Below are 25,449 nucleotides of genomic sequence, written 5' to 3'. Positions count from 1 at the left end.
AATGATTTTCAGTACCACTAATCAATTATAAAACATTTATATCACCTTGTCAATATAATCTTTATATATTTTTAACACTTGTCAAGATTTAGATAGCCGATTAATTAAACATATATAGGCATTTATTTTGTAGTTTGCAAATAATTAATGTTTAAAGTAAGATTTTTCTGTTTTTAGAAGCCTTTCATAGAGGTCTTCGTAGAATGGTTTTGATTTAAATATTTCTGCTACTAGGTAGGCTATAAAGGATACTAGGGCTAGGCCTAGGATGTTTGAGAAGGCTCCGCCTGTCATTTCCACAATTAGGATTATGGCTGCAATTGGAGTTCTTACTATGGCTGAGAAGTGGCCTGCCATGGCTATTAAACTTATGGCAAAGATTCTTTCTGCCGGGATTAGACCCATATCAAAGAGGGCTGTGGCGTAGATATTGCCAAGGATTGCCCCTATTGCTAGGAGTGGAACTAGGGAGCCTCCTGATAGGCCCATGCCAAAGGCAAGGCTTAAGAGGAGAATTTTTGCAAAATACATATATATAAGTGTGGCCAAAGATTCGCCCCCACCTGCTGGTAGGTATATTAATTCTTCTCCTGATCCAAAAAGCCTTGGATCTACTAGTAAGGCTAGGCCTGTTATGACAAATGGGGCCAGGTATTTCACAAGGTCTGGAAGGGGAATTTTTTTGTAAACTGATTTTGCCCCTATTACCAGCTTATTAAATAAGACTCCAGAAAGGCCTGTGACTATGCCTAGGATAAGGATTATCCAAAGCCTTGCCTGGCTTACATTATCAAAAACCGGTATCTCTATTAGGCTTGGGAAGTCTCCAAAAATTAGTCCTGATGTGATTGTCGCTGCTATTGTAGTTGTAGCTGATGTAAGGAAGGTCTTTACATCGTGCTTTCTAAAGACTTCTTCTACCCCAAAGATTATTGCTGCTACGGGAGCATTAAAGGCTACTGCAAAACCTGCTGCTGCCGCAGATCCTATAAAATATTTCCTCTCAAAAGTTTGGTCAAAGCCTGCCACAATATCTCCAGCCAGGCCACCAAGCTGAACTGATGGGCCTTCCCTGCCTACTGTTAGACCTGAACCAATAGTTAGAAAGGATGCTATAAATTTATTAATGATGGTTTTTTTAGAATTAACTTCAAATTCCCCATCCATCATACCCATTATCACTGGTATTCCAGATCCCTTGGTATCTTTATCCTTTTTTAGGATATAAAAAGTAATAATTCCTATAAGAATTAAAAATAAAATAAATAAGAAGGAATTTGTTAAATTGCCAGAAGTCTTGCTTAGGAATTCTTCCATGAAACTTGCAACTAAGCCTATTGCTTTTTTGAAAATCCCAATCAAAAGACCTACAAAAATTCCTAAGATAACAAATAAATATAACTTTTTATATAATTTTTCCATAATTCACCTCGTATTTACTATACAGAAATTTTACTTATTAACAATTTTAAATTTGGGTAGAAATGTAGTTAAGGAGGAATTTATGAAATATTTTGATTATAAGGGAGATAAAGTCTCAAGACTTGGCTTTGGCTGCATGAGATTTAAGACCCTTGATGATGATAATGGTAAGATTGACAAAGAATACTCAAGCGAGATTATAAAAGAGGCTATAGATAAGGGACTTACATACATAGACACAGCCTACCCTTACCACAATCAGATGAGCGAGAAATTTATTGGAGAATTCATAGAAGAAAATGACCTTAGGGATAAGGTCACAATTGCAACTAAGATGCCAGTTTGGCTGGTAAATTCTTATGAAGATTATGAGAAGATTTTTAAGGAACAACTGGCAAACCTTCGCACAGATTATTTTGATTTTTACCTAATCCATTCATTGGATAAGAAGAAATTTGACCAAGCTGTAGAAAATGGACTTTTTGACTTTATAAAAGTTATAAAGGAAAAAGGACTTGTAAAAAACATTGGCTTTTCCTTCCACGATGAATATCCAATTTTTGAAGAAATTATCAAATCCTATCCATGGGATTTCTGCCAAATCCAATTAAATTATCTGGATATCAACCTTCAAGCAGGTATGAAGGGCTATACACTTGCCAAGGAAATGGGCATTCCCCTTGTGATAATGGAGCCTGTAAAGGGCGGAAGACTTGCAAATCCACCTCGTGAAGTAAAAGACCTAATGAAGGGTTCAGACCTTTCACCAGCCCAAATGGCCCTTAAATTTGTCCTAGATTTGGACAATGTCATGACTGTACTTTCTGGTATGAATGACATAAACCAAGTTAGGGAAAATCTTGCCATAGCAAGTCAATTAGAGCCAGGAAGTCTAAGTGATGAGGATAAGGATTTTTACCAAAAGGCAAGATCAATCTATAAGTCAAGGGAGCAAATCGCCTGCACAGCTTGCGAATATTGCTTGCCTTGTACAGTTGATATCAATATACCAAAGGTCTTTGCCCTCTGGAATAACGCCCACCTTTATGATGAAAAAGAAAAATCTCAAAAGGCCTATATAGAATATCTAAAAGATGGAGTAAGCCCTGAAGAGTGCATAGAATGCGGCAAATGCGAGGAAATCTGTCCACAAAGCCTAGAAATAATCGAGGGTTTGAGAAGGGCTGATGAATATTTAAGTAGATAAGTGAATTGTAAGGGTCTGTTACAGAATGAATAAATCATCCCAAATCACTAGAGGAACCTTGTGAAAAAACTCAAACGCCTACAGGCTTTCCTATAGTGATAGGACGATAGTTATTCATAGTTTTACAACAGCCCCTTTTATTTTGTATAATTTTTTAATATCTTGATTTTCAAAATATTTTAAAAGAGCTAACTTTTAATATTTTTAACCATTTTTATACTATCATATGATCTACCATCTTTCAAAATGATGGAATTAGGAGTTTTTCCAGTCTCAATAAATCCAATTTTATCATAAAGGGTCCTGGCTCTTTTATTGCCAGAATAATAATCTAATTCTATCTGTGAAAGATTCAAATCCTTGGCATAGCCTTCAAGACATAGAAGAATATTTTTTCCAATTCCTAAATTCCAAAATTCTTTAAGCACTGCTACTGCTACATTTCCCCTGTGACGCATTTTCTTTTTACTAAGCCTTATAATAGTTCCACTAGCAATAAGCCTTCCATCCATTCCTACAACAAGCATAAGGGTAGAATCAGACTTATTAAAACCTTCTATCGTTTTTTCCTCCTCTTCGGCTGTCATAGTTATTTCATCTGGATAAGAGTTCATAAAATCAGATTCCCCCATAACAATTTTGAGATATTCTACCATATCAACTGCATCATTAACATGGATTTCTCTAATTTCACACATTCTGCCATCTTTAAGTTTAAATTTTTCAGGTTTAAATTTCATAGTTCAACTCCCATCAATTAATTTGTTGTTTTGTATTATATTCTTCCGATCTAAAATCTACAATAGCATACTTTGACAGTAGTGCAGAAGCGGTATATAAAGTCTTATAGAACTTCTTTATTCAAACTTTTATCACTCCAGGAAAGTCTATATGCATTTTTACTATTATTAGATTTAATTACCTTGATTTCATAATTATCCCAAACAACTGCCACTTGATTTTCTATTGCGATTGCATCTGTGACTTGTCCAGTAAAAAACTCATCAAAGCCTACTCTTTCAGGTTCATCATAGTGTGGGCAATGCAAATAAGGAATTATACCTAAACCTTTAACCCATTTATGCTTTGGACTTTCAACATCTTCTATAAACTCACTATCACTATGACCCGCAATAAACCAACATATAGAGCCAGCACTTAAACCAGAGAGTACCTTTCCACTTGTATAAGCTCTTATTAGTGCATTATCAACAGAATATTTTCTCCAAACTTCCATCATGTAAGCAGTATTTCCACCTCCAATGTAAATTATATCTGCTTTTTCAATCTTTCGGTTAACTTCTTTCATATTCACATCTACATTAGATAAATACAAGGTATCAGTTTTGCAACCTAAACTCTCATACAATTCATTAATAGTTTTATATATGGCTCAGCATCATTACTTGCTGTGGGAATAAATAGAAAATTTGGATTTTCTTTTTCTGATGATTCAACAATAAATTTATCTATCTCGTAAGTTTGATTTTGTGATACTTCGCCGCCACCAATTGCTATTATCATTACTCTTCTCCTCTTTTTAAATCATTTCATTAATAGAAGCATTTAACCCTTTGCGTTTACTTAAAGGGTCACCATTATAATTATAATAACACGAGATGCTCTTGATATGTCAATTAAACTATTAAGGTTAAGGAGATTTTAACAAGCAAAATCATACTAGTAATTTCCTAAAATTGGTCTACATATTCTAATTCTAAGTCCTTTATTTATAATTCCACCTTATTTTCCACACCTAATTTCTTGTAAATATTTTCTATGTGATGGTAGAGGGTGCGTTCACTTACGAAAATTTTCTTGAAGATTTGAGTTTGTGTTTTATATGAAATTATTTCTTTTAAGACTTCTTCGTCCCTTTTTATGAATGAGTTTTCATATATTTTTTCATCACTTATCAATCCTCCACCATAAACTTCTTGAAATTTTAAGATGAGTTTTCTAGAATCTACTGATTTTGAAATTTAGACGTCAGATCCTAAATCTATGACTTTACTTATAAATTGGTTTTTATAGTTCTTGGACTATTAGGGTAGAAAAAATGAACATAACCAAAAGTATGTCAAGAAAAGGTAATTGTCTAAATAATTCTCCAATAAACAAGTTATTTAGGATATTGATACAATAAATGTTTTACACAGAAGAGTTTAAAAGTTATGACCACTTGAAAAGTAAGATTTAAAAATATATTAAATGCTAAAACGAAGACAGGATTAAGAAAAAATAAACGGAATGTCCCCTGTCCTGTACAGATTACATTCCGCTTTAAACATTATTAAACCTTTTAGTATTTATGGGTTAAACGATCTCCTCTTTCATCAGCTTTATTTTTATTTTTGACCAACTATAGCTACATAAGAACCCTTGTCATAGCCTTCTTGGGCTTCTTCTACATAATCGTCTGAATATGCAGGATCTGTTGTTAGGGTTTGGTAGAATTTAAAATCTTTAAAACCGACCTTTTCAAGCACATCACGCTTATGAGGCGTTGTGGTCATTACAGTATTTGTCACAAGTTCTATTGGATATGGTGACTTTGGTAGGATTCCCTCAAAATTTGGAAGATCAAAAGTCTTTGCATAGGCAGCAAATTGGTATAAAATTCCAAAAGAGCTCTCTTTAGGCACATCGATTACTACAATGTGGCCACCTGGTTTTAAGGCCTTGTAGACAGTCTTGTAGGCACTTTCCAAATCTTCTATATATGTTGAAGAGCCATTTAGATAGATGCAATCATAATATTCATCTTCTAATTTCGCATCCTCGATGATTCCAATAATTACATTTAAACCTCTTTTTTCTGCAATGGCAGCCATATCTTCTGATGGTTCTAGGCCGTCAGTAATTGTAATTCCCCTATCCTTTAGGGAAACTTCAAACAAACCGCTACCGCATCCTACAGATAGGGACTTTTCTGTATTTACACTCTTAAGAGCCATTTCTACTACATTTAACTCTGTAAGATACATATTTTCATTTTCCATAAACCATTGGTCATATTTATTGGCGTGTCCGTCAAATTTTGCTTTCATTTCTTCTCCTGTATGATTAAATATTCAATTAAAAAACTCCTTTTTCTATATTCGGAAAAAAGAGTTACATTAGCTTTTTTATTTCCCTACGAAACTACTAAGTTTATCAGGTTAGCGGGTATAATCTCAGCACAAGGCACCCCGAATATAAAAGAGATATTCAATTGTTAGTAATATTATAACAGTTTTCCAAGAAAAAATAAAGTGAAATCGGGTATGGTTTTAAGTGGAGGAATTATGAAATTTATTGACTACTTATATGAAGAAACTAAAGACATCTGGCAAGACCTTTATAACCACCCCTTTATAGCAGGCCTTATCAGCGGAGACCTAGAAATTTCTAAATTTAAATATTATCTTGAAGAAGATTACATTTATCTTTGGGACCATGTAAAGATTTTTGCAATTGGTATTACAAAGACAAATAAGAAGGAAATCATCCGAAAATTTTCCTACCTTTTGAATAATTGTATGGAAAATGAAATGGCCATCCACCGTGGGGTCATGAAAGATTTTGGCATAGATGTCGAAAAAATTGAAAAAAGACCTGCAAATCTCACTAATCTTTCCTATTCTAATTACAGGATAGCTCAATCCTTAATTGGCGGCTATGAAGAAATTTTGATGGTCCTTATGGCTTGTGATTTGGGTTATGTAAATATTTTTAGGCACATAGATAGGGTAAATCCTGATGCTAAAAACCACCCAGTCTACGGGAAATTTATTACAGGCTACCTTGATCCAACCTACCTTGCTTATGTAGATGGAACTGTCGATGAGATTAATAAATTAGGAATTGATATGAATGATGAAAGAAGAAAGCACTTGATAGGTATCTTTAAAAATTGCCTAGTCTATGAACTTAAATTTTGGGATATGGTTTATAACGAAGGAGATTTATTTTAAAAAGCTGATGGGAGGATATTTACCTCTTCCATCAGCTTTATTTTTATTCTGGGGCATTGAGTTTGATATTTTCTTCAAAGCCTGATGGGTCTCCATTTTTAGCTTTTTCTAAAATATCATTAAAATATTTTCTTGTTGCATCATCACATTTAGCTTCTGACATATAAGTCATAGTCTTGGCTTTTTCTAACTCATCTAAAGCTTTTTGAGCTCTTGCTGGATCAGTCTTATAAGTATTTAGCCATTCCTTTTCCCAGGCTGCTTCCCAATACATGCTTGCCCTTGTAGAGCCAAATCCTTTTTGATATAGATCATCATCCTTATAGTCAATCTCTTCTGGGATTTCATATCCTTCTGGCCAGTCTAAGTTTTCCTTAGTTTTAGTAAATTCTTCTTGAATTTCTTTCTGGCTAATCATTCCTGTAGAATAATCATCCGCATCTGCCTTTCCACAAGCTGCAAGGCCAAGAGCAAGGCCACCTACTAACAATATTGAAGATAGTTTTTTAATATTTGTTTTCATATTTTTCTCCTTTATTTTTTCTATATTATGATTATAGCAAAAATAAAAAATATGAGAATTACAATCTTTGTAAGGAAAAAGAGCGCTAGCTTTTGGCTAAACGCTCTTATTATTTACACTTCTTCAGTTTCTTCTTCAGCTATTGCTTTTTCTACAGATTCTAAATTTGCTCTTATTTGTTCATCTTCTAGCTCTTTGGTTTCGTAGTCGATTTCTACATCATTGTAGTATTTTAGGCCTGTACCTGCTGGTATTAGCTTACCTATTATGATGTTTTCTTTTAGACCTCTTAGGTCATCTACCTTGCCCTTGATTGATGCATCTGTTAGAACTCTGGTTGTTTCTTGGAAGGATGCTGCTGATAGCCAGCTGTCTGTGGCAAGAGATGCCTTGGTTATACCAAGAAGCTCTTGGTCATAGATTGCTGGTCTTTTGCCTGCTTCTTCCATTTCCTTGTTTACTAGATCTACTTCACGTCTATCTTGCAAGCTTTCTGGCAGGAATTCTGTATCTCCTGAGTCTACGATTTTTACTTTCTTTAGCATCTGACGAGCTATTACTTCGATGTGTCTGTCGTCGATTTCAACACCTTGTTGCCTATATACTTTTTGAACTTCCTTGGTGATGTAATCTTGAACGCCGACCTTGCCTAGTACATCTAGGACATCGTGTGGATCTAGGGAACCTTCTGTTAGTTGGGCTCCTATTTCTACATAATCTCCGTCTCTTACTAGGATTCTTGAACCAAATGGTATCTTATATTCTCTAGCTTGGCCATCTTCGCCTACTATTTCTACGTCAGTTTTCTTTTCGTTTTGTATTAAACGAACCTCACCTGAGTTGGCTGCTATGAAGGCAAGTCCCTTTGGCTTACGAGCTTCAAAAAGCTCCTCAACTCTTGGAAGACCTTGGGTGATTCCAACGCCTGCTATACCACCGGAGTGGAAGGTACGCATGGTTAGCTGGGTACCCGGCTCACCGATTGATTGGGCTGCTATAATTCCTACAGCTTCACCGATGTTTACGTGCTTGCCTGTAGCTAGGTTTCTACCGTAGCATTTAGCACATACACCTTGTTTTGACTTACATTCTAGGACTGAACGAAGTTTTACTTCTTTGATGCCAGCTCCTACGATTTTATCAGCCAAGTCTTCGTCTATTACTTCATCTTTATGAACAATTATCTCGCCTGATTCATCTTTTATATCTTCAAAAGATGTACGACCTACGATTCTTGTTCTTAGATCTTCTATTAATTCGTTGCCATCTTTAAATTCGTGGGCTACTACAAAGCCATCTGAATGGCAGTCATCTTCTGTAACTATGACATCTTGAGATATATCTACCATCCTACGGGTTAGGTAACCTGAGTCGGCTGTTCTTAAGGCTGTATCTGTTAGACCCTTACGAGAACCGTGGGTTGATATAAAGTACTCTTGTACTGATAGACCTTCTCTAAAGTTAGCTTTGATAGGAATTTCGATGATTTTACCATCGGCCTGACTCATAAGTCCACGCATACCGCCTAGCTGTCTGATCTGGTTGGTTGAACCACGGGCACCAGAATCTGCAAAGATTTTGATGTTGTTGTCATCTCTTAGGTCTGAAAGTAGGGCATCTGTAACCTTGTTGGTTGTATCTTGCCATATTTCAATTACCTTTTCATATCTTTCTTGGTCAGTTATAAGACCACGTCTGTAAAGCTTGTCGTACTTATCAACTGCCTTATCAGCCTCATCTATTAGTGGCCATTTTTCAGCTGGGATTTTTACATCGTCCATTGATACTGTTAGGCCTGATAAGGTTGAGTATTTATAGCCTGTGTGCTTGATGTAGTCAAGGACTTCGGCTGTTTTGATGTTGCCATGTTTTCTAAAGCACCTATCGATTATATCTTTTAGGGTTCCAGAATCTGCAACTGTGTCTATTTCTAGTGAATATGGATCTTCTTTTCTATTTACATAGCCTAAATCTTGTGGAATACCTTCGTTGTAGATAAATCTACCTACTGATGAAGTTACAATCTTTCCTGGATCCATTTCATCTTTTTTGATTCTTACGCCAATTTTACTTTGATATTCTACAAGTCCATTTACTAGAGCCTTATACATTTCATTTATAGATTCAAATACCATTCCCTCACCCTTAGCTCCTTCTTTGATGGTTGTTAGGTAATAAGCACCTAATACCATATCCTGAGATGGGGTTGTGATTGGCTTACCATCTTTAAGGCCTAGGATGTTGTTTGTTGACATCATTAGTAGTCTTGCTTCAATTTGGGCTTCGTTTGATAGTGGAAGGTGGATAGCCATCTGGTCACCATCGAAGTCGGCGTTGAAGGCGTTACATGCTAATGGATGAAGCTTGATTGCCTTTCCTTCTACTAGAGTTGGTTCAAAAGCTTGGATACCAAGTCTATGGAGGGTCGGAGCACGGTTTAGAAGTACTGGATGGTCTTTTATAACCTCTTCTAGGACTTCATACACTCTTGGGTCCTTTTTCTCTACCATTTTCTTGGCTGTCTTTAGGTTGTGGGCTAGGTCTTTTTCTACTACCTTGTTCATGATAAATGGTTTGAATAACTCAAGGGCCATCTCTTGTGGCAGACCACATTGGTTGAACTTAAGGTCTGGACCTACTACGATTACTGAACGTCCTGAATAGTCTACCCTCTTACCTAGAAGGTTTTGTCTAAATCTACCAGATTTACCCTTAAGAAGGTCTGATAGGGACTTCATGTTTCTATTTGAGGCTCCTGTTACAGCTCTTCCCCTACGACCGTTATCTATTAGGGCATCGACTGCTTCTTGGAGCATTCTCTTTTCGTTTCTGACGATTATTTCTGGAGCGCCTATATCAAGTAGTCTTTTTAGTCTGTTATTTCTGTTGATTACTCTTCTGTATAGGTCGTTTAAGTCAGATGTTGCAAATCTTCCACCTTCTAGTTGGACCATTGGTCTTAATTCTGGTGGCATTACTGGAAGGACATCTAAGATCATCCATTCTGGTTTGTTGCCACTTGTTAAGAAGGCATCTACTACTTCTAGTCTTCTTGATACTCTTACCTTTTTTTGGTTTGATGATTCATCAAGCTCTTTTAGAAGAAGTTCGTATTCTCTTTCAAGGTCGATGTTTTGAAGTAGTTCTTTTACTGCTTCCGCACCCATTGCTGCCTTAAATTCTGTATCGTCTGGATATTGTTCAAGTACGTCTTGGTATTCTGTTTCTGAGATTTCTTGTTTTTCTGCTAGGTCTGTTGAACCTGGGTTGATTACTACATAGGATGCAAAGTAGAGGATCTTCTCTAATACTCTTGGGCTCATGTCAAGGAGAAGTCCCATTTTAGATGGGATTCCCTTGAAGAACCAAATGTGACTTACTGGAGCTGCTAGCTCTATGTGTCCCATTCTTTCACGTCTTACTTTTGATTTTGTGACTTCTACTCCACATTTTTCGCACACTACGCCCTTATATCTCATGCGTTTGTATTTACCACAAGAACATTCATAGTCCTTGGTTGGTCCAAATATTTTTTCGCAGAAAAGGCCATCTTTTTCAGGCTTTAGGGTCCTATAGTTTATTGTTTCTGGTTTTTTAACTTCACCATGAGACCAACTTCTTATTTTTTCTGGCGATGCGACTTTCATCCTCATGCCGATAAATTCTTTTAATTCGCTCAATTCAAACTTCCTAACTATGACTTAAGCCTCTTCACCCTCTACTTCTGCAGCCTTTACTTCTTCAGCTTTTGCAGAGGCATTGGATAAAAGTTTGCTTTGGTTTCTTATCTTTGATGCATCTATCTTTTCTACTTGAGAAAATCTATCTTGTTCGTCTATGTTTTCCTTAAGTTCTACGACTTCACCCTTATCATCTAAAAGCTCTACGTCTAGGGCAAGTGATTGTAATTCTTTTACAAGTACCTTAAATGATTCTGGTGTGCCTGGTTCTGGGATATTTTCACCCTTTACTATTGATTCGTAGGTCTTAACTCTTCCAGTTACATCGTCTGATTTGACTGTCAAGATTTCTTGGAGGGTATGGCTTGCACCATATGCTTCTAGAGCCCAAACCTCCATCTCTCCAAATCTTTGGCCACCAAATTGTGCCTTACCACCTAGTGGTTGTTGGGTTACTAGGGAGTATGGTCCAATTGATCTGGCGTGGATTTTTTCTTCTACCATGTGGTGGAGTTTAAGCATGTACATGACTCCAACTGTTACAGGGTTTTCAAATTCTAAACCTGTCCTACCATCACGTAGTCTAATCTTACCTGTCTTATTTACATATGGGGCAACTTTCTTTGCTTCTTCTAGGACTTCTTCGATTTCTGTATCCATAGCACCATCAAATACTGGTGTTGCTATCTTCCAACCTAAAGTTCTTGCTGCAAGACCCATGTGCACTTCTAGTACCTGACCAAGGTTCATACGGCTTGGGATACCTAGTGGGTTTAGGCATATTTGAATTGGGGTTCCATCTGGTAAGAATGGCATGTCTTCTCTTGGAAGAATCCTTGAAACGACACCCTTGTTACCGTGGCGACCGCACATCTTATCTCCTACCATGATCTTTCTCTTGGTAGCTACATAGACTCTTATAACTTTATTTACACCTGGAGATAATTCATCTCCGTCTTTTTTGTTGTATTCTTTGACATCAACTACGATTCCCTTTTCACCGTGAGGTACTTTTAGGGATGTATCTCTAACTTCTCTTGCCTTTTCACCAAAGATTGCGCGAAGTAGTCTTTCTTCAGGAGATAGCTCGGTTTCTCCCTTTGGAGATACCTTACCTACAAGGATATCACCACTTGTTACTTCAGCTCCGATTCTTATCACACCATTTTCATCAAGGTCTTTTTTCATATCATCGCCGACATTTGGTATATCTTTTGTAATCTCTTCTGCGCCAAGCTTGGTTTCTCTAGCTTCACATTCGTGTTCTTCGATATGGACTGAGGTTAGGACATCGTTAATTACTAGCTCTTCGTTAAGGAGCATAGCATCCTCGAAGTTGTAACCTTCCCATGTTGTAAAGGCTATAAGGATATTTTTACCTAGGGCTAGCTCTCCTTGTTCTGTTGATGGACCATCTGCGATTACTTGGTCAGCTTTTACTTCTTCGCCAAGCTCTACAATTGGTCTTTGGTTGATAGTAGTTCCTTGGTTGGCTCTTTCAAATTTAAGTAGGTCATAGGTGATTACTTCACCATCTGAGTCTGACTTAATTTTGATCTTATCACCTGATACATAGACAACTTTTCCTGCTTCTTTGGATACTACACATACACCTGAGTCCTTTGCAGCCCTATGCTCAATTCCTGTAGCTACTATTGGAGCTTGAGACTTGATAAGTGGTACTGCCTGACGTTGCATGTTGGCACCCATGAGGGCACGGGTAGAGTCGTCGTTTTCAAGGAATGGTATTAGGGATGCTCCGACTGATACTATCTGTTGAGGTGATACGTCCATGTATTGGATGGCATCTCTTGGATAAATATCATTTTCACCCTTATAACCACGGCCTGATACTCTGTCATTGATAAATACATTGTTTTCATCTAATGGTTCGTTGGCTTGAGCAATGATGAAATTATCTTCTATATCTCCTGTTAGATATACAATATCATCTGTTACATGGCCACCAGCTTCTACCTTTCTATAAGGTGTTTCTATAAAGCCATATTTATTTACTCTAGCATAGGTTGTAAGAGATGTGATTAGACCGATGTTTGGTCCTTCTGGAGTTTCTATCGGACAGATTCTTCCGTAGTGGGAATCGTGAACGTCTCTTACTTCAACTCCTGCCCTATCTCTTGATAGACCGCCTGGTCCTAGGGCTGATAGTCTTCTCTTGTGGGTTAGCTCACTCATTGGGTTGGTTTGATCCATGAACTGTGATAATTGGGATGAACCGAAGAATTCCTTTATAACAGCAGTCACAGGCTTGATATTGATTAAGCCTTGTGGTGTTGCTATATCTGGGTCTTGGGTTGTCATTCTTTCACGGACTACTCTTTCCATACGAGCAAGACCAACTCTAAATTGGTTTTGTAATAATTCTCCAACACCTCTTACACGACGGTTACCAAGATGGTCTATGTCATCTGTTTCGCCGACACCTTCAAAGAGGTTGAATTGGTAGTTTACTATTGCGAGTATATCAGCTTTTGTAATGTTTTTAGGAGAAAGTTCTTTCTTTCTTCTCTGGATGAGTTTTACAAGCTCTTCATCATCACTAGCTTCATCGATTATTTCTCTCATTACTGGATAATAAACTTTTTCGCTTAGTTCATCATAATCAATATCTAGGCCTTCTAGCTCTTCAAATGAGTGAACATCAACAAAGTTATTTCCAACTATTCTTAGGGTCTGTTCCTTGCCATCTGAGTTGATTTTATTTATATCAACTGTAACTATTCCAGAATTTTCGATAGCTAGGGCAGTCTCCCTATCAATTACTTCACCTTCTTTGACAAAGATTTCGCCTGTTTCGCTATTAACTACATCTCTTGCAGCTTTTTCGCCTTCGATTCTGTCAGCTAGGGCAAGTTTTAGGTTGTATTTATATCTACCAACTCTTGCAAGGTCGTATCTTCTATCATCAAAGAGGAGGTTATTAATTAGGGTGGTGGATGATTCTAGGGAAGCAGGATCACCTGGTTTTAGCTTTCTATAGATTTCTATCAAAGCTTCTTCGCTAGTTTCAGAATTTTCCTTCTCTAGGGTATTTCTTAAATGTTTGGTATCACCTAGAGCCTCAATAATTTCCTCATCTGTCTCAAATAAAAGGGCACGAACAAGGGTTGTAGCTGGTAATTTTCTTGTTCTATCTAATCTGACATTTACAGTATGGCTGGCGTCAGTATCAAATTCTATCCATGCACCACGGTTTGGTATAACTGTAGATGAATATTGCTTATCCCCGCTCTTGTCAGTCTCTTCTGCATAATATACACCTGGACTTCTTACAAGCTGGCTTACTATAACTCTTTCAGCACCATTTATAACAAATGTTGCAGAGTCAGTCATCATTGGGAAATCACCCATGAAGACTTCTTGTCTTTTGATTTCACCAGTTTCTTTATTAAATAAGATAGCCATAACCTTTAGGTCTCTGGCATAGGTTAGGTCTTTATACTTAGCTTCTTTTAGGGTATATTTTGGTTCTTTTTCAAACTCATAGCCTGTAAATTCAAGGCTGAGCTTGCCATTATAATCCTCAATTGGTGAGATGTCTTCTAGGATTTCTCCAAGACCTTCTTTAATAAACCAATCATATGAGTCTTTTTGAACTTTTAATAAATTTGGTAAATCTAAGACTTCAGGAAACTTTGAGAAGGACATTCTCTCGGTTTTCCCATATAACTTCTTGTGATATTGGGCCATTGTTACTCCTTACTGTTTGCAAACTTCAAATGACAAATTCTACTTGTCTATAAGATAAAAAAAATCTCCATAAATAGATTTCTAGCAATTGTATATTATACTTCAAAACAATCAACCTTCAAGTCTTTTATTGAGATTTCTCCTTATATTCTATATATTCTCTTGGAACTATTTTATAAAACTATCTAATTATGATATCAGATAATGTATATTTGTCAATTATCTAATAGGATTTTTTTATCTTTCTTCTATTATACATTTATAAAATATATAAACAATCAGAAATTTATGATATAATATAAGTAATGGAGGAGATATGAAAGACTTAATTAAATTTTTTTCAATAATAACAGGCCTTTTTAGGTCTATAATAAGCATCCTGTTGTTTTTTGCTATTGGTTTTATCGTATTTGTCGATAACAACCTCTACTTAGCTGCCTTTGACCTAATAGGGATTACAAATATAGCTAGGTCAATCCTTAAGCCTCTTAGCCTTATTCTTGTGTTAATTGCCTTTATTATAAATACAATTGTCGCAAGAAATATCTTTAAAGCAGGTGAAAATGGAAAAAGCCACCCATCAAATATTTTCTTTGCCCTTATATTTTTGGCAATTGACGGATTTTTGCTTATGAGTTTTAGAGAGAAACTTCTATTTATACTCATAGGCCTAAATGGACTTTTATTATTAAATTCTCTTATCGGATTAATAGGAAAAGTAAAGGGTATTTATCAAGTAGAAGGATCCAAACAAACTAAGACAGAATACATCGAAATAAACCAAAATAATACTGATAATTCTGAAAACTTGTTAAAAGCAGATGATGTAAAACTTCTTAAAAACGAAGAAGTAAAGTTTGATGGCGAGACTAAAATTAAAACCAGTCAGCTTATTGATAAAAACACCGATAGTGAAAGTGAAGATTCCGAGAAAAAAGACGAAAACAAAATCAAACTAGATGATGTAAGCAGCGATACTGACAAGACTTATGAAAATGCATCAGAAGAAAAACCACTTACCCTAGCTGATTTGAAGAAAGAAGAAGCAAGCCCTAATAATCATAAGGAAAGTAAGAATAAATCTGATGATCTTATAATCACAGAGACAAATCTTGATGATCTAAAGAAAAAATCCCATGAAGATTTAAAAACAAACAAAGTCATAGTAAGTGATAATGATGATATAACCTATGACCCAGATTTGGCGGAAGATTTTCAAAAGGCAGAAGATGAAAGAATCTATGACAAATCAACATTTGTAAGAGAGGAAACAAAGGAGTAATAGCCCGATTTTCGGGCCTTTGCTCTTTTAATTTACAAGAAAGGATAAAATATGGATAAGACCTACCACGAACTAATCAAAACCCTCTACCCTAACAAAAGCGCCATCAAAGATGAGCTGATTTTACTAACCAGCCAGCAATACCTACCTAAGGGCACTGAATATTTTTTCTCTGATATACACGGGGAAAGCGATGCCTTTTTGCATTTACTAAGGTCTGCCTCTGGTAACATTAGAGATAAGATTCAAAAGCTCTTCGGTGACACTTTAGAAAAGCACGACCAAGATGACCTGGCCAAGCTTATCTATGACCCAGACCTAGTCCTAAAAGAACTAAGGACTGAAGAAAAAATTACTGCTGACTATCTTACCATAACCATTCACAGGCTAATAAATCTCCTCAAATTTGTATCAACCAAATATCCAAAAGATTATGTAAAGAGCAAGTTTCCTCAAAAATATAATCTAATCTTAGACGAGCTCCTCTACACCAACGACTCCGAGTACAACAAGCGAGCCTATTATGAATCCTTGGTATCAAATATCGTCTCCTACCAAACAGCCTATGACTTTATAAAAGTCCTCTGCGCCCTAATCCAGAGGGTGTCTGTAGATAAGCTCCACATAGTTGGTGATATCTATGACAGGGGTCCATCCCCACATATAATCATGGATGAACTTCTAACCTTCCCAAATGTGGACTTCCAATGGGGCAACCACGACATAGCCTGGATGGGAGCTTGTGCAGGAAATACCGCCCTAATTGCAGCTTGCGTTGCAGATGCCATCAAATATAACAACTTTGATATGCTAGAAGATGGCTATGGAATCAACCTCAGAGTCCTTTTTGAATTTGCAATGGAAACTTATGGCGATGACCCATGCCTATATTTTAAGCCAAGAATCTATGACGATAATATTTATGACAATATCACCCTAGAAGCTGCTGCTAGGATGCACAAGGCAATCTCTATAATTAGGTATAAACTTGACTATGCCCTAATAGAGAGAAATCCTGATATGAATATGGACAATAGAAATTCCCTCAAATTCATCAACTTCGATAATTTTACCTACAAGGGTGCTGCTCTTAAGGATAAAAATTTCCCAACTATTGACCCAAAGAATCCATCCAAATTGACCAAAGAAGAAAAAAATGTAATCCACGTCCTAAAACAAGATTTTATCAAAAATGACAAGCTAAATGCCCACGTCAAATTCCTCTACCAAAATGGTGCCATGTACCAGGTGGAAAATGGATCTTTACTCTTCCACGGCTGCATCCCACTTACAAAAGATGGAAAATTCCAAGAAGTAGAAATAAAAGATGTGACCTACAAGGGCAAAAACCTCATGGATAAATTCGATAGACTTGCCAGAGATGCCTACTTTACCAATGACCTCTTTGCCAAGGATATGATGTGGTATTTAATAAGCGGTAGGTATTCTCCAATTTTTGGCAAGAGCCAATATTCATATTTTGAAAATGTCTTTGTAGATGACAAGGCCCTTAGGAAAGAGCACTACAACCCTTACTACGATTTTTGTGAAAAAGAAGAAATCGTAGATATGATTCTGGATGAATTTGGAGTGGGTGGACCTAGAAGAAGGATAATAAATGGCCACGTTCCAGTAATTACCGAAGCTGGAGAAAGTCCAATCAAGGCAGGCGGTAAACTTTATGTCATAGATGGCGGCATTTCAAAACCTTACCAGGCCAAAACGGGCATAGCTGGCTATACCCTAGTCTTTAACTCCCACCACGTGGCCCTTGCTGAGCATAAGACCTACGAATCAATTACCGACAAGGTTTCATCCTACACTCCTAATATAAAGGAAGTTGAGATCATGAATCCAAGAATGCTCAGAAAAGATACAGATGAAGGCAAGAAAAATGCCGAAAAAATTAAGCTCTTGCAAGAGCTTCTAAAAATTTACGAGAATAAATAAGCACATAAAAATCAGCCCAAATATAAGGGCTGATTTTTAGTTGTGGGTATATGAAGTTTCATAATAGAAGAGGTCCGCCCTTGCGTAAGATAGGGTATATTCTATCAGATCATCTTCTAAATCATAGGACAGCCTTCTTATTTTAAGGCATGGGCTCTTATCTTCTAGATTCATCGTCTTTGCCACTTGACTTGTCATAGACGATACCGAAAATCTTTCCTTTATATTATAAATCTTTGACTTATAATCTTCTTCGAAAATATCATATAGGGGTTTATTTTCTAGTAGATTTTTGTCGATTTCCTTGAACCTCTCATAAGGAATGAGGGTTGTTTCATGCATCATGGCTAGATCATCTGCAAGCCTTAGTCTTGTAAAGGCAATGACCTTAAAGCCTTCCTTTTCTTCAAAGATTTCTCTTTCTTCGGGACTTGCCTGTCTTATTTCAAAGCTTAGGACTAGGGACTTTGGTGTTTTGCCGTTTTTTCTGGTTTGTTCTGTAAAGGAATAGTAGTTTGATAAGTTTTCCTTGTTACTTTCCCTGACGAAGGTTCCCCTGCCTTGGACTTGGTAGAGGATGCCTGAGTTTACTAAATATCCTAAGGCTTTTCTTACAGTTGTCCTTGATACTTTATAATCATAGCATAGCTGTCTTTCTGATGGAAGCTTGGCTCCCTTTTCCATTGTGGATATTTTTTCCATCAAGTCGTCTATGAGATTTGAATATAGACTTGACATTACTTATACTCGTGGATTGTTACGCCTTTTACAACCCTATTTACTGTGTGACTTGCTGATGGATTGTCTGGTGTATTTCCTACTCTTAGGCTTGTTATTAATGATACTAGCTGGGCAAATACTACATAAGCTACTGCTAGGTAGGCATCATTTATCCCTTCTGATTTTAGTACAAATTCATATGGGCGATTTATTTCTTCATTTGTTATGCCTATTATTTTAGGAGCGATTCCATCTGCTTTTATTTCGTCTAGGATGTCTATGTCGTAGGCTTTGGTGTATTCATTTTCTGATAGAAATGATATGACTAGGGTTTTTTCGTTTATGAAGGATTTTGGACCATGTCTAAAGCCCATTGAGCTATCCCAGATTGTTGCTACTTTGCCTGCTGTGAGTTCTAGTATTTTTAGTCTTGCTTCTTTGGTTAGTTTTCCTAGTGGACCTGATCCTAGATAGACTACTCTGTCGAAGTCAAAGTTTACTAGGTCTTCTATTTCTTGACTTCTTTGATAAACTTCTTTGGCTATTGTTGATAGTTTTTCTACTATTTCTGCCTTATTCTGTGTTTTTGTATCAAAGATTAATAGACTTGCTAGGAGCATTGATGAGAAGGAGTTTGTCATAGCAAATCCCTTGTCGTTGGTGTATTCTGGGTTTAAGAATACATATGATTTTGGATCTTCTTTTAGCCCTGCTGCTAGTTTTCCATTTTCTGCACAGGTTATTGGTAGGTTGTAGAAGTCATCTACTAGCTGTCTACCTAGCTTAACTGCTGCTAAGGATTCTGGGGAGTTTCCGCTTCTTGCAAATGATACTAAGAGGGTCTTCCTGCCCTTTTCAAAGTGAAGATAAGGGGCTGATACAAGATCTGTTGTAGCTATTGACTCAAATTCAAAGTCTCCGTGACTTTTTAGGTAGTCTGTTGCGATATTTCCAACATATTCGCTGGTGCCTGCCCCTGTAAAGATTACCTTAGCTCCCTTAAGCTTTGCTAGAAAATTTTCTATGCCAGCCTTTCTTTCTTCATATATTTTATATATTTCTAGCCAAGTATCTGCTTGAGCAAATATTTCTGTATAGGTGTTTTTAAAATCTCTTTCTTCTAACTTTGTTTTATCAAGTAACATCATTAATCTCCTTTGCACCCTAAAATTTTCTGGATATGGTAATTACCATTTTATATTACTGTATATGAAATTGGTATTTATGTCAAGAGCCAATGATGATTGACAAGTAATTTATTTTATCTTACAATTATTATAGTAATTTAAGTAAATACTAAGGAGTTTTTATGACAAATGGAGTCATTGCTGTAAGCCACGCTTCTCTTGCAAGCGGAGTCTATTCAGCTATAAAGATGGTCGCTGGCGAATTTAATAATATTAAAATTGAAGAATTTAAGAAAAATCAATCTTATGAAGATTTTGATCAAAGAATTGAAGCAGCTTACTATAGCCTGGCTGATTCTTGTAAAAATATTATAGTTTTTGCCGATATGGCAGGTGGAACCCCCTTTAATAGGGCAGTTTTGACATTAGGCAAATTTCCTAATGTCAAAGTCCTTGCTGGTCTTAACTTTGCAGGATTATATAAGGCACTTGAACTTGAAACTGAAAATATTGATGATCTTGTAGAAGAAATTATCGAATATTCAAAACAATCTTTAATGGCATTTTAAAAAAATCTAGCCTGTCGGATAAGAATCCTAGGCTAGATTTTTTCTTTTATTCTATTATTTCAGGCTCATCGTAGTCAACTCCAAAGGTATCTACGCTTGCCTTTGCAATTTTCACTTCATCTTTTGGTCTGTCATTTCTGTCAGTTTTTGCTTCTGCTATCTTATCTACAACATCCATTCCTTCGATGACCTTACCAAAGGCTGCATAGGCCCCATCTAGGTGTGGGCTGTCCTTATGCATAATGAAAAATTGGCTACCAGCTGAATTTGGCATAAAGCTTCTTGCCATGGAGATTACTCCCCTATCGTGCTTTAGGTCATTTCTAAAACCATTTTGAGAAAATTCTCCTTTTATAGAATATCCTGGGCCTCCCATGCCTGTTCCTTCAGGATCTCCTCCTTGGATCATGAAATTTTTGATGACCCTGTGAAAGATTAGTCCGTCATAAAAATCGTGATTTATAAGTGAAATAAAGTTTTTAACTGTATTTGGAGCGATTTCTGGGTAAAGCTCTAGCATTATCTCATCTCCGCTTTCCATTTCAAATATTACTATTGGATTTGTCATATTTTTCTCCTTAATTTTTAAATGAGTGGACAGGAGCTGGTATGTGGCCGCCTCTTTTAATCATTATATCTGAATTAGAATCACCTACATCCATTATTGGTGCATAGCCTAAGAGGCCACCAAATTCTACCCTGTCACCTACATCTTTACCCGGAACTGGGATTATTCTAACAGCTGTTGTCTTATTATTTATTACCCCAAGTGCTGCCTCATCGGCAATCATCGCCCCGATGGATGTGGCAGAAGTTTTGCCTGGGATTGCTATCATATCAAGGCCTACAGAGCAGACACAAGTCATGGCTTCAAGCTTATCAAAGGAAATATAACCCTTGCCAGCAGCTTCTATCATTCCCTCATCTTCACTTACAGGTATGAAGGCTCCTGATAGACCACCTACTCTAGAGCTTGCCATGATTCCACCTTTTTTGACTGCATCGTTTAGCATAGCAAGGGCTGCTATTGTTCCATGGCCTCCTACATGATCTATTCCGATTTCTTCAAGGATTCTTCCTACAGAATCCCCAATTGCAGGCGTTGGGGCAAGAGAAAGGTCTACAATTCCAAAGTTCTTGCCTAGTTTTTCACAAACATCCTTACAAATCAATTCTCCCATCCTTGTAATCTTGAAGGCGGTTTTCTTGATAATTTCATAAACTTCATTGATTGGTAAATCTTTTTTATCTTCTATGGCTGCCTTTACTACGCCGGGACCAGAAATTCCAACACTTATAACAGTTTCAGCTTCACCTACTCCATGGAAGGCTCCTGCCATAAAGGGATTATCATCCACTGCATTGGCAAAAACAACTAGTTTTGCGCAGCCGAACGCATCATCAGTATTTGCTGCTAAGTCCTTTATAGTTTGGCCACAAAGTGCCACAGCATCCATATTTATTCCAGCCTTGGTAGAACCAACATTAATTGACCCGCAAACCAAATCTGTTTGGGCTAAGGCCTTTGGAATAGATTTAATTAATATCTCATCAGCTTTTGTCATCCCCTTTTCTACAAGAGCAGAAAATCCACCGATAAAATCAACCCCAATGTCCTTGGCGGCCTTATCCAAAACTTTTGCAAAAGGTGTGTAATCATCAAGATCTGTAGCTGCTCCTATCATAGAAATAGGTGTGACTGATATCCTGTTATTTATAATTGGGACTCCATAGATTTTTGACACTTCCTTTGATATCTTTATAAAGTCCTTGGTCTCTCTAATTAGCTTGTCATAAATCTTGGCACAGGCCTTTTCATAATCTGGATCTATACAGTCAAAAAGACTTACACCCATTGTTAGGGTCCTAATGTCAAGATTTTCCTCATCAAGCATCTTTATGGTTTCTAAAATATTGGTCTTATCCATATCAAACCCTTGTCATAGCTTCAAATAGCTTTTCATTTTGAATTCTTATATCAAGGCCTGTTTCCTCTGATAAGTCCTCAAAGCTCTTTGAAATTTCTTCAAAATCTGCCTTTGCCCCATTCATATCTATATTTAACATAGCTACAAATTTATCTTCCATTATAGTTTGGCTCATATCCAGGATGTTTATATTATATTTGAAGAGAATTTTTGTCACTTCATAAATAATTCCTGGTCTATCCTTACCAATTATTGTCAATATTGCTTTCATACGCTCCTCCATTAGTCTTATTGTACCTATATTTTTGAAAATTAAAAAGCTTTCGAATAAATCGAAAGCTCTTTTTCTATATTAGTCCTGCTAATTGTGGTAAAAACATAGTTACAGCTGGAACATAAGTTACAAGTAATAAACCTAATAAAATTAGTGCATAGTACCTTATCATATATGGCATAACCTTGGCAAGGCTTGTATCCCCAATCTTTATTGCAACAAATAAGGTATTGCCAACTGGTGGAGTAATATTGCCTATACATAGGTTATAAACTATTATAAGTCCAAAGTGAACAGGATGGATACCAAACTCTTGGACAATAGGTAAAAATAAAGGTGTAAAAATTAATATAGCAGGGGTTACATCCATAAAGGTTCCTGATATTAATAAAATCACATTCATTATCAATAAGATAATTATAGGATTATCTGTAATTGATAAGAGGCTTTCACCAATCATTTGTGGGATACCGGTAAAGGCCATTACCCATGATAGGATGTTAGAAACACCTATCAAAAAGACAACTATAGCACTCATCTTAGCTGATTCTACTAGGATATTTATTATCTTTTTAAAGTTAAGATTCTTATAAACTAGGCCAAGTATTAGGGAATAGACTACTGAAATAGCTGAACCTTCTGTAGCTGTAAATACTCCGGCTACTATACCGCCTATTACTACTATAATTAAGCCTAGAGATGGTATGGCTGCTATTGTAGCCCTTCCTAGGTTAGACCAGGAGAATTTTCCTTCAGTGCCCTTATAACCTTTCTTCTTAGCTACAAAGATTGCAATTATTATACAAGCCAAGGTCCATATAAGGCCTGGTATATAGCCTGCCAAAAATAGGGCAGCTACTGATGTACCACCTGATACTAAAGAATAGGTGATTAAGGCATTTGATGGCGGAATCAAAAGTCCTGCTGGTGCACTTGCTCCATTTGAAGCTGCAGATAAGGCCTTATCATAACCTAATTTGTCCTCGCCTTCCTTAACCATTGATCCAACAGCTGCTGCAGCTGCTGATGCAGATCCAGAGATTGCTCCAAAAAGAGCATTGGCCCCTATATTTGTAACAAGAAGGGCACCTGGTAATTTACCAAGGATTGCCATTACAAAATCTACTAATCTCTTGGCTATACCTCCCTCATTCATAAAGTTACCTGCTAGGATAAAAAATGGGATGGCTGTAAGGGTAAATGATCCCATGCCCACAAAGGTCCTTTGGGCTGCTGTTAGTACCGCAACATTTAGCGGAATTGTGGCAAGAATTGTAACGATTGATGCTATACCAATTGAAAAGGCAATTGGCACTCCTAATATAAGTAAAGAGGCTAAAACTATTAATATAACTGCTAAAGCTTGTCCACCCATTACTTACCTCCTTCGCTTTCATATTTGCTAACTTCGCTTGCTTCATTGGCAATTCTTTCAGAAATCTCTGAAGCACTTTCTGCCTTAAAGAATTTAACCTTACCAGATAGGATATCCTTAATATTTAAAATACAAAAGATCATATTTATTAGACCTGCTATTGGAAGAGGTATATAAAACAAACCTATTGGCAAACCTAGTGATGAAGTCATTTGGTTTAGGGCAAGCTTTGTAATCCTGATTCCTCCGTAGCTAAGAACTACTAGGGAAAAAATAAAAATAATTACTTCAGAAAATATAGCTGCATATTTTTGTGTTTTGACCGATTTTGTATCGATTAGAACAGGTATATTCATATGGCCTCTTTCACTTACCACAAGGCCTGCTCCAAAAAGAGTTGACCAGGCAAATAAATATCCTACTAGCTCTTCAGACCATGTTGATGGCTTGCCTAGTATATATCTGGTAAATACTTGCCAAACTACAAATAAAAGCATAGCAAGAAGGGTGCCTGCTGATAAGATTTTCATTAAATTATCTAGTGCTTTTCTCATTTAGCTTCCTCCTTAGCTGGGTATTTCTTGTTATATTCTTGAATTTTTTCATAGAATGGTTTTAATTTTTCATTCCTATTTAGAACCTCTTCTGTAAGTGGCGCAACAGCCTCAACAAATGGCTTTTGGTCTGGATAGATAAAGTTTACTCCAAGCTTCTTGGCTCCTTCTTTTGCATTATCCACAGCACTTACCCATTTTTCTCTTTGGACCTTATTTAAAACTTTAAAGCCCTCGTCAAATACCTTCCTGTCTTCCCCAAGAGACTCTAACCATTCATAATTAGCAAGGACAATATCAGGAATCATTTGGTGCATATCATATGAATAATACTTGCACACCTCGCCGTGGCCATTGTCTGTAAGACTCATTTCATTATTTTCAGCCCCATCAATAATTCCTGATTGAAGAGCTGTGTAAACCTCACCAAAGCCCATAGGAGAAGCAGATCCTCCAAGTAGGTTCATCATCCTAACATTAGTAGGTGATTGTTGAACCCTTATCTTTAGACCCTTAAGGTCATCAGGTTTTTCTATAGGTTTATCTTTGGTATAAAATGACCTTGAACCAGCATCAAGCCAGGTAACGGCCTCAAATCCCCCATCTCTTGTAGAGGTGAAGATTGGATCTGTTATAGACTTATCATCCATAACTGCATGGTAGGCCTCGCTTGAAGCAAACAAATATGGTAGGTTAAATATTTCATAAACATCATCAAAAGTTTCAAGTATTGAGTTACTTGCAACAACCATATTTATAGCTCCAGTCTGAGTAAGCTGGACCATGTCAGTTTGGCTACCTAGTAGTTCTGATGGGAAAACTTGGATATCATACTTATCTCCAAGCTCATTTTCCACATATTTTTCAAAGGCTAAGAGTCCAAGGTGAGTCGGATGGTTTTGCGATTGGTTGTGGCCAATTCTTATTATCTTCTTTTCTGGTTTAGAAGAACAAGCAACCATAGTCACTAGGACTAATAGACAGAGTATAAGATTTTTAAATCTTTTAAACATAATTCCTCCTTATAAAATTTTTCTGAAAGCAAAACATAAATAACTTAACAAAAAATATTAAAACAGCCAACAAGATAGGGCTGTTTCAAATTTTCAAGCTTTTATATTTTAATAAAAATCTGTAATCGATTTCACTTTCACTTAATAAAAGTATATTA

20 protein-coding genes, 1 pseudogene and 1 riboswitch are annotated in these 25,449 nt (G+C 36.6%); of the genes and pseudogenes, 5 read left to right on the top strand and 16 right to left on the bottom strand.

The genetic code is table 11. The features are described 5' to 3' along the window. Window positions 1-144: 144 nt before the first annotated feature. Window positions 145-1,422, bottom strand: a complete 1,278-nt coding sequence (locus NH288_RS01600; RefSeq protein ID WP_265212567.1) for a chloride channel protein — start codon at window positions 1,420-1,422, stop codon at window positions 145-147. Between the two features lie 82 nt (window positions 1,423-1,504). Between NH288_RS01600 and NH288_RS01595 the strand changes: the two genes are divergently transcribed. Continuing rightward, window positions 1,505-2,629 carry an aldo/keto reductase gene (locus tag NH288_RS01595; RefSeq protein ID WP_265212565.1) on the top strand — a complete coding sequence of 375 codons (1,125 nt, stop codon included), beginning with the start codon at window positions 1,505-1,507 and terminating at the stop codon, window positions 2,627-2,629. 188 nt (window positions 2,630-2,817) lie between these two features. On the opposite strand, the gene NH288_RS01590 is transcribed toward NH288_RS01595, so the two are convergent. From NH288_RS01590 to NH288_RS01575, 4 genes and pseudogenes are all read right to left on the bottom strand, one after another. Then, window positions 2,818-3,369, bottom strand: coding sequence for a GNAT family N-acetyltransferase (locus NH288_RS01590; RefSeq protein ID WP_265212564.1), 552 nt, complete (start codon window positions 3,367-3,369; stop codon window positions 2,818-2,820). Window positions 3,370-3,473: 104 nt separating this feature from the next. After that, window positions 3,474-4,153: pseudogene (locus NH288_RS01585) on the bottom strand (Type 1 glutamine amidotransferase-like domain-containing protein). 206 nt (window positions 4,154-4,359) lie between these two features. Continuing rightward, the gene (locus tag NH288_RS01580) at window positions 4,360-4,548 is read right to left on the bottom strand and encodes a helix-turn-helix domain-containing protein (RefSeq protein WP_265212563.1); all 189 of its coding nucleotides are present in this window, start codon (window positions 4,546-4,548) and stop codon (window positions 4,360-4,362) included. Between the two features lie 429 nt (window positions 4,549-4,977). After that, window positions 4,978-5,679: a class I SAM-dependent DNA methyltransferase gene (locus NH288_RS01575; protein ID WP_265212562.1), complete on the bottom strand. Its 702-nt coding sequence runs from the start codon at window positions 5,677-5,679 to the stop codon at window positions 4,978-4,980. 66 nt (window positions 5,680-5,745) lie between these two features. Further along, window positions 5,746-5,833, bottom strand: a riboswitch (TPP riboswitch). A gap of 83 nt (window positions 5,834-5,916) precedes the next feature. Between NH288_RS01575 and tenA the strand changes: the two genes are divergently transcribed. Continuing rightward, entirely contained in the window at window positions 5,917-6,585 is a 669-nt protein-coding gene (gene tenA / locus NH288_RS01570) for a thiaminase II (protein WP_265212560.1), read from the top strand. A 43-nt stretch (window positions 6,586-6,628) separates the two neighbouring features. Here the strand turns inward: tenA and NH288_RS01565 are convergent, their stop codons facing one another. From NH288_RS01565 to NH288_RS01555, 3 genes are all read right to left on the bottom strand, one after another. Then, the gene (locus NH288_RS01565; RefSeq protein ID WP_265212558.1) at window positions 6,629-7,108 is read right to left on the bottom strand and encodes a hypothetical protein; all 480 of its coding nucleotides are present in this window, start codon (window positions 7,106-7,108) and stop codon (window positions 6,629-6,631) included. Between the two features lie 113 nt (window positions 7,109-7,221). After that, complete coding sequence (gene rpoC, locus NH288_RS01560; protein WP_321161873.1) at window positions 7,222-10,788, bottom strand: DNA-directed RNA polymerase subunit beta'; 3,567 nt, start codon at window positions 10,786-10,788, stop codon at window positions 7,222-7,224. Window positions 10,789-10,809: 21 nt separating this feature from the next. Next, entirely contained in the window at window positions 10,810-14,499 is a 3,690-nt protein-coding gene (locus tag NH288_RS01555) for a DNA-directed RNA polymerase subunit beta (protein ID WP_265212556.1), read from the bottom strand. A 316-nt stretch (window positions 14,500-14,815) separates the two neighbouring features. On the opposite strand from NH288_RS01555, the gene NH288_RS01550 reads away from it, so the two are divergent. Continuing rightward, the gene (locus NH288_RS01550) at window positions 14,816-15,781 is read left to right on the top strand and encodes a hypothetical protein (RefSeq protein ID WP_265212554.1); all 966 of its coding nucleotides are present in this window, start codon (window positions 14,816-14,818) and stop codon (window positions 15,779-15,781) included. A 51-nt stretch (window positions 15,782-15,832) separates the two neighbouring features. Beyond that, window positions 15,833-17,731, top strand: a complete 1,899-nt coding sequence (locus NH288_RS01545; RefSeq protein WP_265212552.1) for a fructose-1,6-bisphosphatase — start codon at window positions 15,833-15,835, stop codon at window positions 17,729-17,731. Window positions 17,732-17,767: 36 nt separating this feature from the next. Here NH288_RS01545 and NH288_RS01540 read toward each other — a convergent pair whose 3' ends face one another. Both NH288_RS01540 and NH288_RS01535 read right to left on the bottom strand, forming a co-directional pair. Continuing rightward, window positions 17,768-18,469, bottom strand: coding sequence for a GntR family transcriptional regulator (locus tag NH288_RS01540; RefSeq protein ID WP_265212550.1), 702 nt, complete (start codon window positions 18,467-18,469; stop codon window positions 17,768-17,770). Further along, window positions 18,469-19,596 carry an SIS domain-containing protein gene (locus tag NH288_RS01535; RefSeq protein WP_265212549.1) on the bottom strand — a complete coding sequence of 376 codons (1,128 nt, stop codon included), beginning with the start codon at window positions 19,594-19,596 and terminating at the stop codon, window positions 18,469-18,471. Before NH288_RS01535 ends, NH288_RS01540 begins: the two co-directional genes overlap by 1 nt. 164 nt (window positions 19,597-19,760) lie before the next feature. Between NH288_RS01535 and NH288_RS01530 the strand changes: the two genes are divergently transcribed. Continuing rightward, a complete protein-coding gene (locus tag NH288_RS01530) occupies window positions 19,761-20,147 on the top strand; it encodes a PTS sugar transporter subunit IIA (RefSeq protein WP_265212547.1) in 387 nt (128 codons plus the stop codon). Window positions 20,148-20,193: 46 nt separating this feature from the next. Here NH288_RS01530 and NH288_RS01525 read toward each other — a convergent pair whose 3' ends face one another. The 6 genes from NH288_RS01525 to NH288_RS01500 form a co-directional block, all read right to left on the bottom strand. Beyond that, the gene (locus tag NH288_RS01525) at window positions 20,194-20,715 is read right to left on the bottom strand and encodes a peptidylprolyl isomerase (RefSeq protein WP_265212546.1); all 522 of its coding nucleotides are present in this window, start codon (window positions 20,713-20,715) and stop codon (window positions 20,194-20,196) included. Between the two features lie 10 nt (window positions 20,716-20,725). Next, on the bottom strand, window positions 20,726-22,075 hold the full coding sequence (locus tag NH288_RS01520; RefSeq protein ID WP_265212545.1) for a PFL family protein: 1,350 nt from the start codon (window positions 22,073-22,075) through the stop codon (window positions 20,726-20,728). A 1-nt stretch (window position 22,076) separates the two neighbouring features. Then, window positions 22,077-22,346: an ACT domain-containing protein gene (locus NH288_RS01515; protein ID WP_265212542.1), complete on the bottom strand. Its 270-nt coding sequence runs from the start codon at window positions 22,344-22,346 to the stop codon at window positions 22,077-22,079. 76 nt (window positions 22,347-22,422) lie between these two features. Continuing rightward, window positions 22,423-23,724, bottom strand: a complete 1,302-nt coding sequence (locus NH288_RS01510; RefSeq protein WP_265212540.1) for a TRAP transporter large permease — start codon at window positions 23,722-23,724, stop codon at window positions 22,423-22,425. Further along, window positions 23,724-24,278, bottom strand: a complete 555-nt coding sequence (locus tag NH288_RS01505) for a TRAP transporter small permease (RefSeq protein ID WP_265212538.1) — start codon at window positions 24,276-24,278, stop codon at window positions 23,724-23,726. Before NH288_RS01505 ends, NH288_RS01510 begins: the two co-directional genes overlap by 1 nt. Next, on the bottom strand, window positions 24,275-25,291 hold the full coding sequence (locus NH288_RS01500; RefSeq protein ID WP_265212536.1) for a TRAP transporter substrate-binding protein: 1,017 nt from the start codon (window positions 25,289-25,291) through the stop codon (window positions 24,275-24,277). The genes NH288_RS01505 and NH288_RS01500 overlap by 4 nt, the downstream gene beginning before the upstream one ends. Between the last annotated feature and the right edge of the window lie 158 nt (window positions 25,292-25,449).

The sequence above is a fragment of the Anaerococcus sp. NML200537 genome (assembly GCF_026131715.1).
Classification (GTDB): Bacteria; Bacillota; Clostridia; order Tissierellales; family Peptoniphilaceae; genus Anaerococcus; species Anaerococcus kampingae.
Note: the sequence above shows the minus strand (reverse complement) of the source record. Positions and strands in the feature narration are given on the sequence as shown.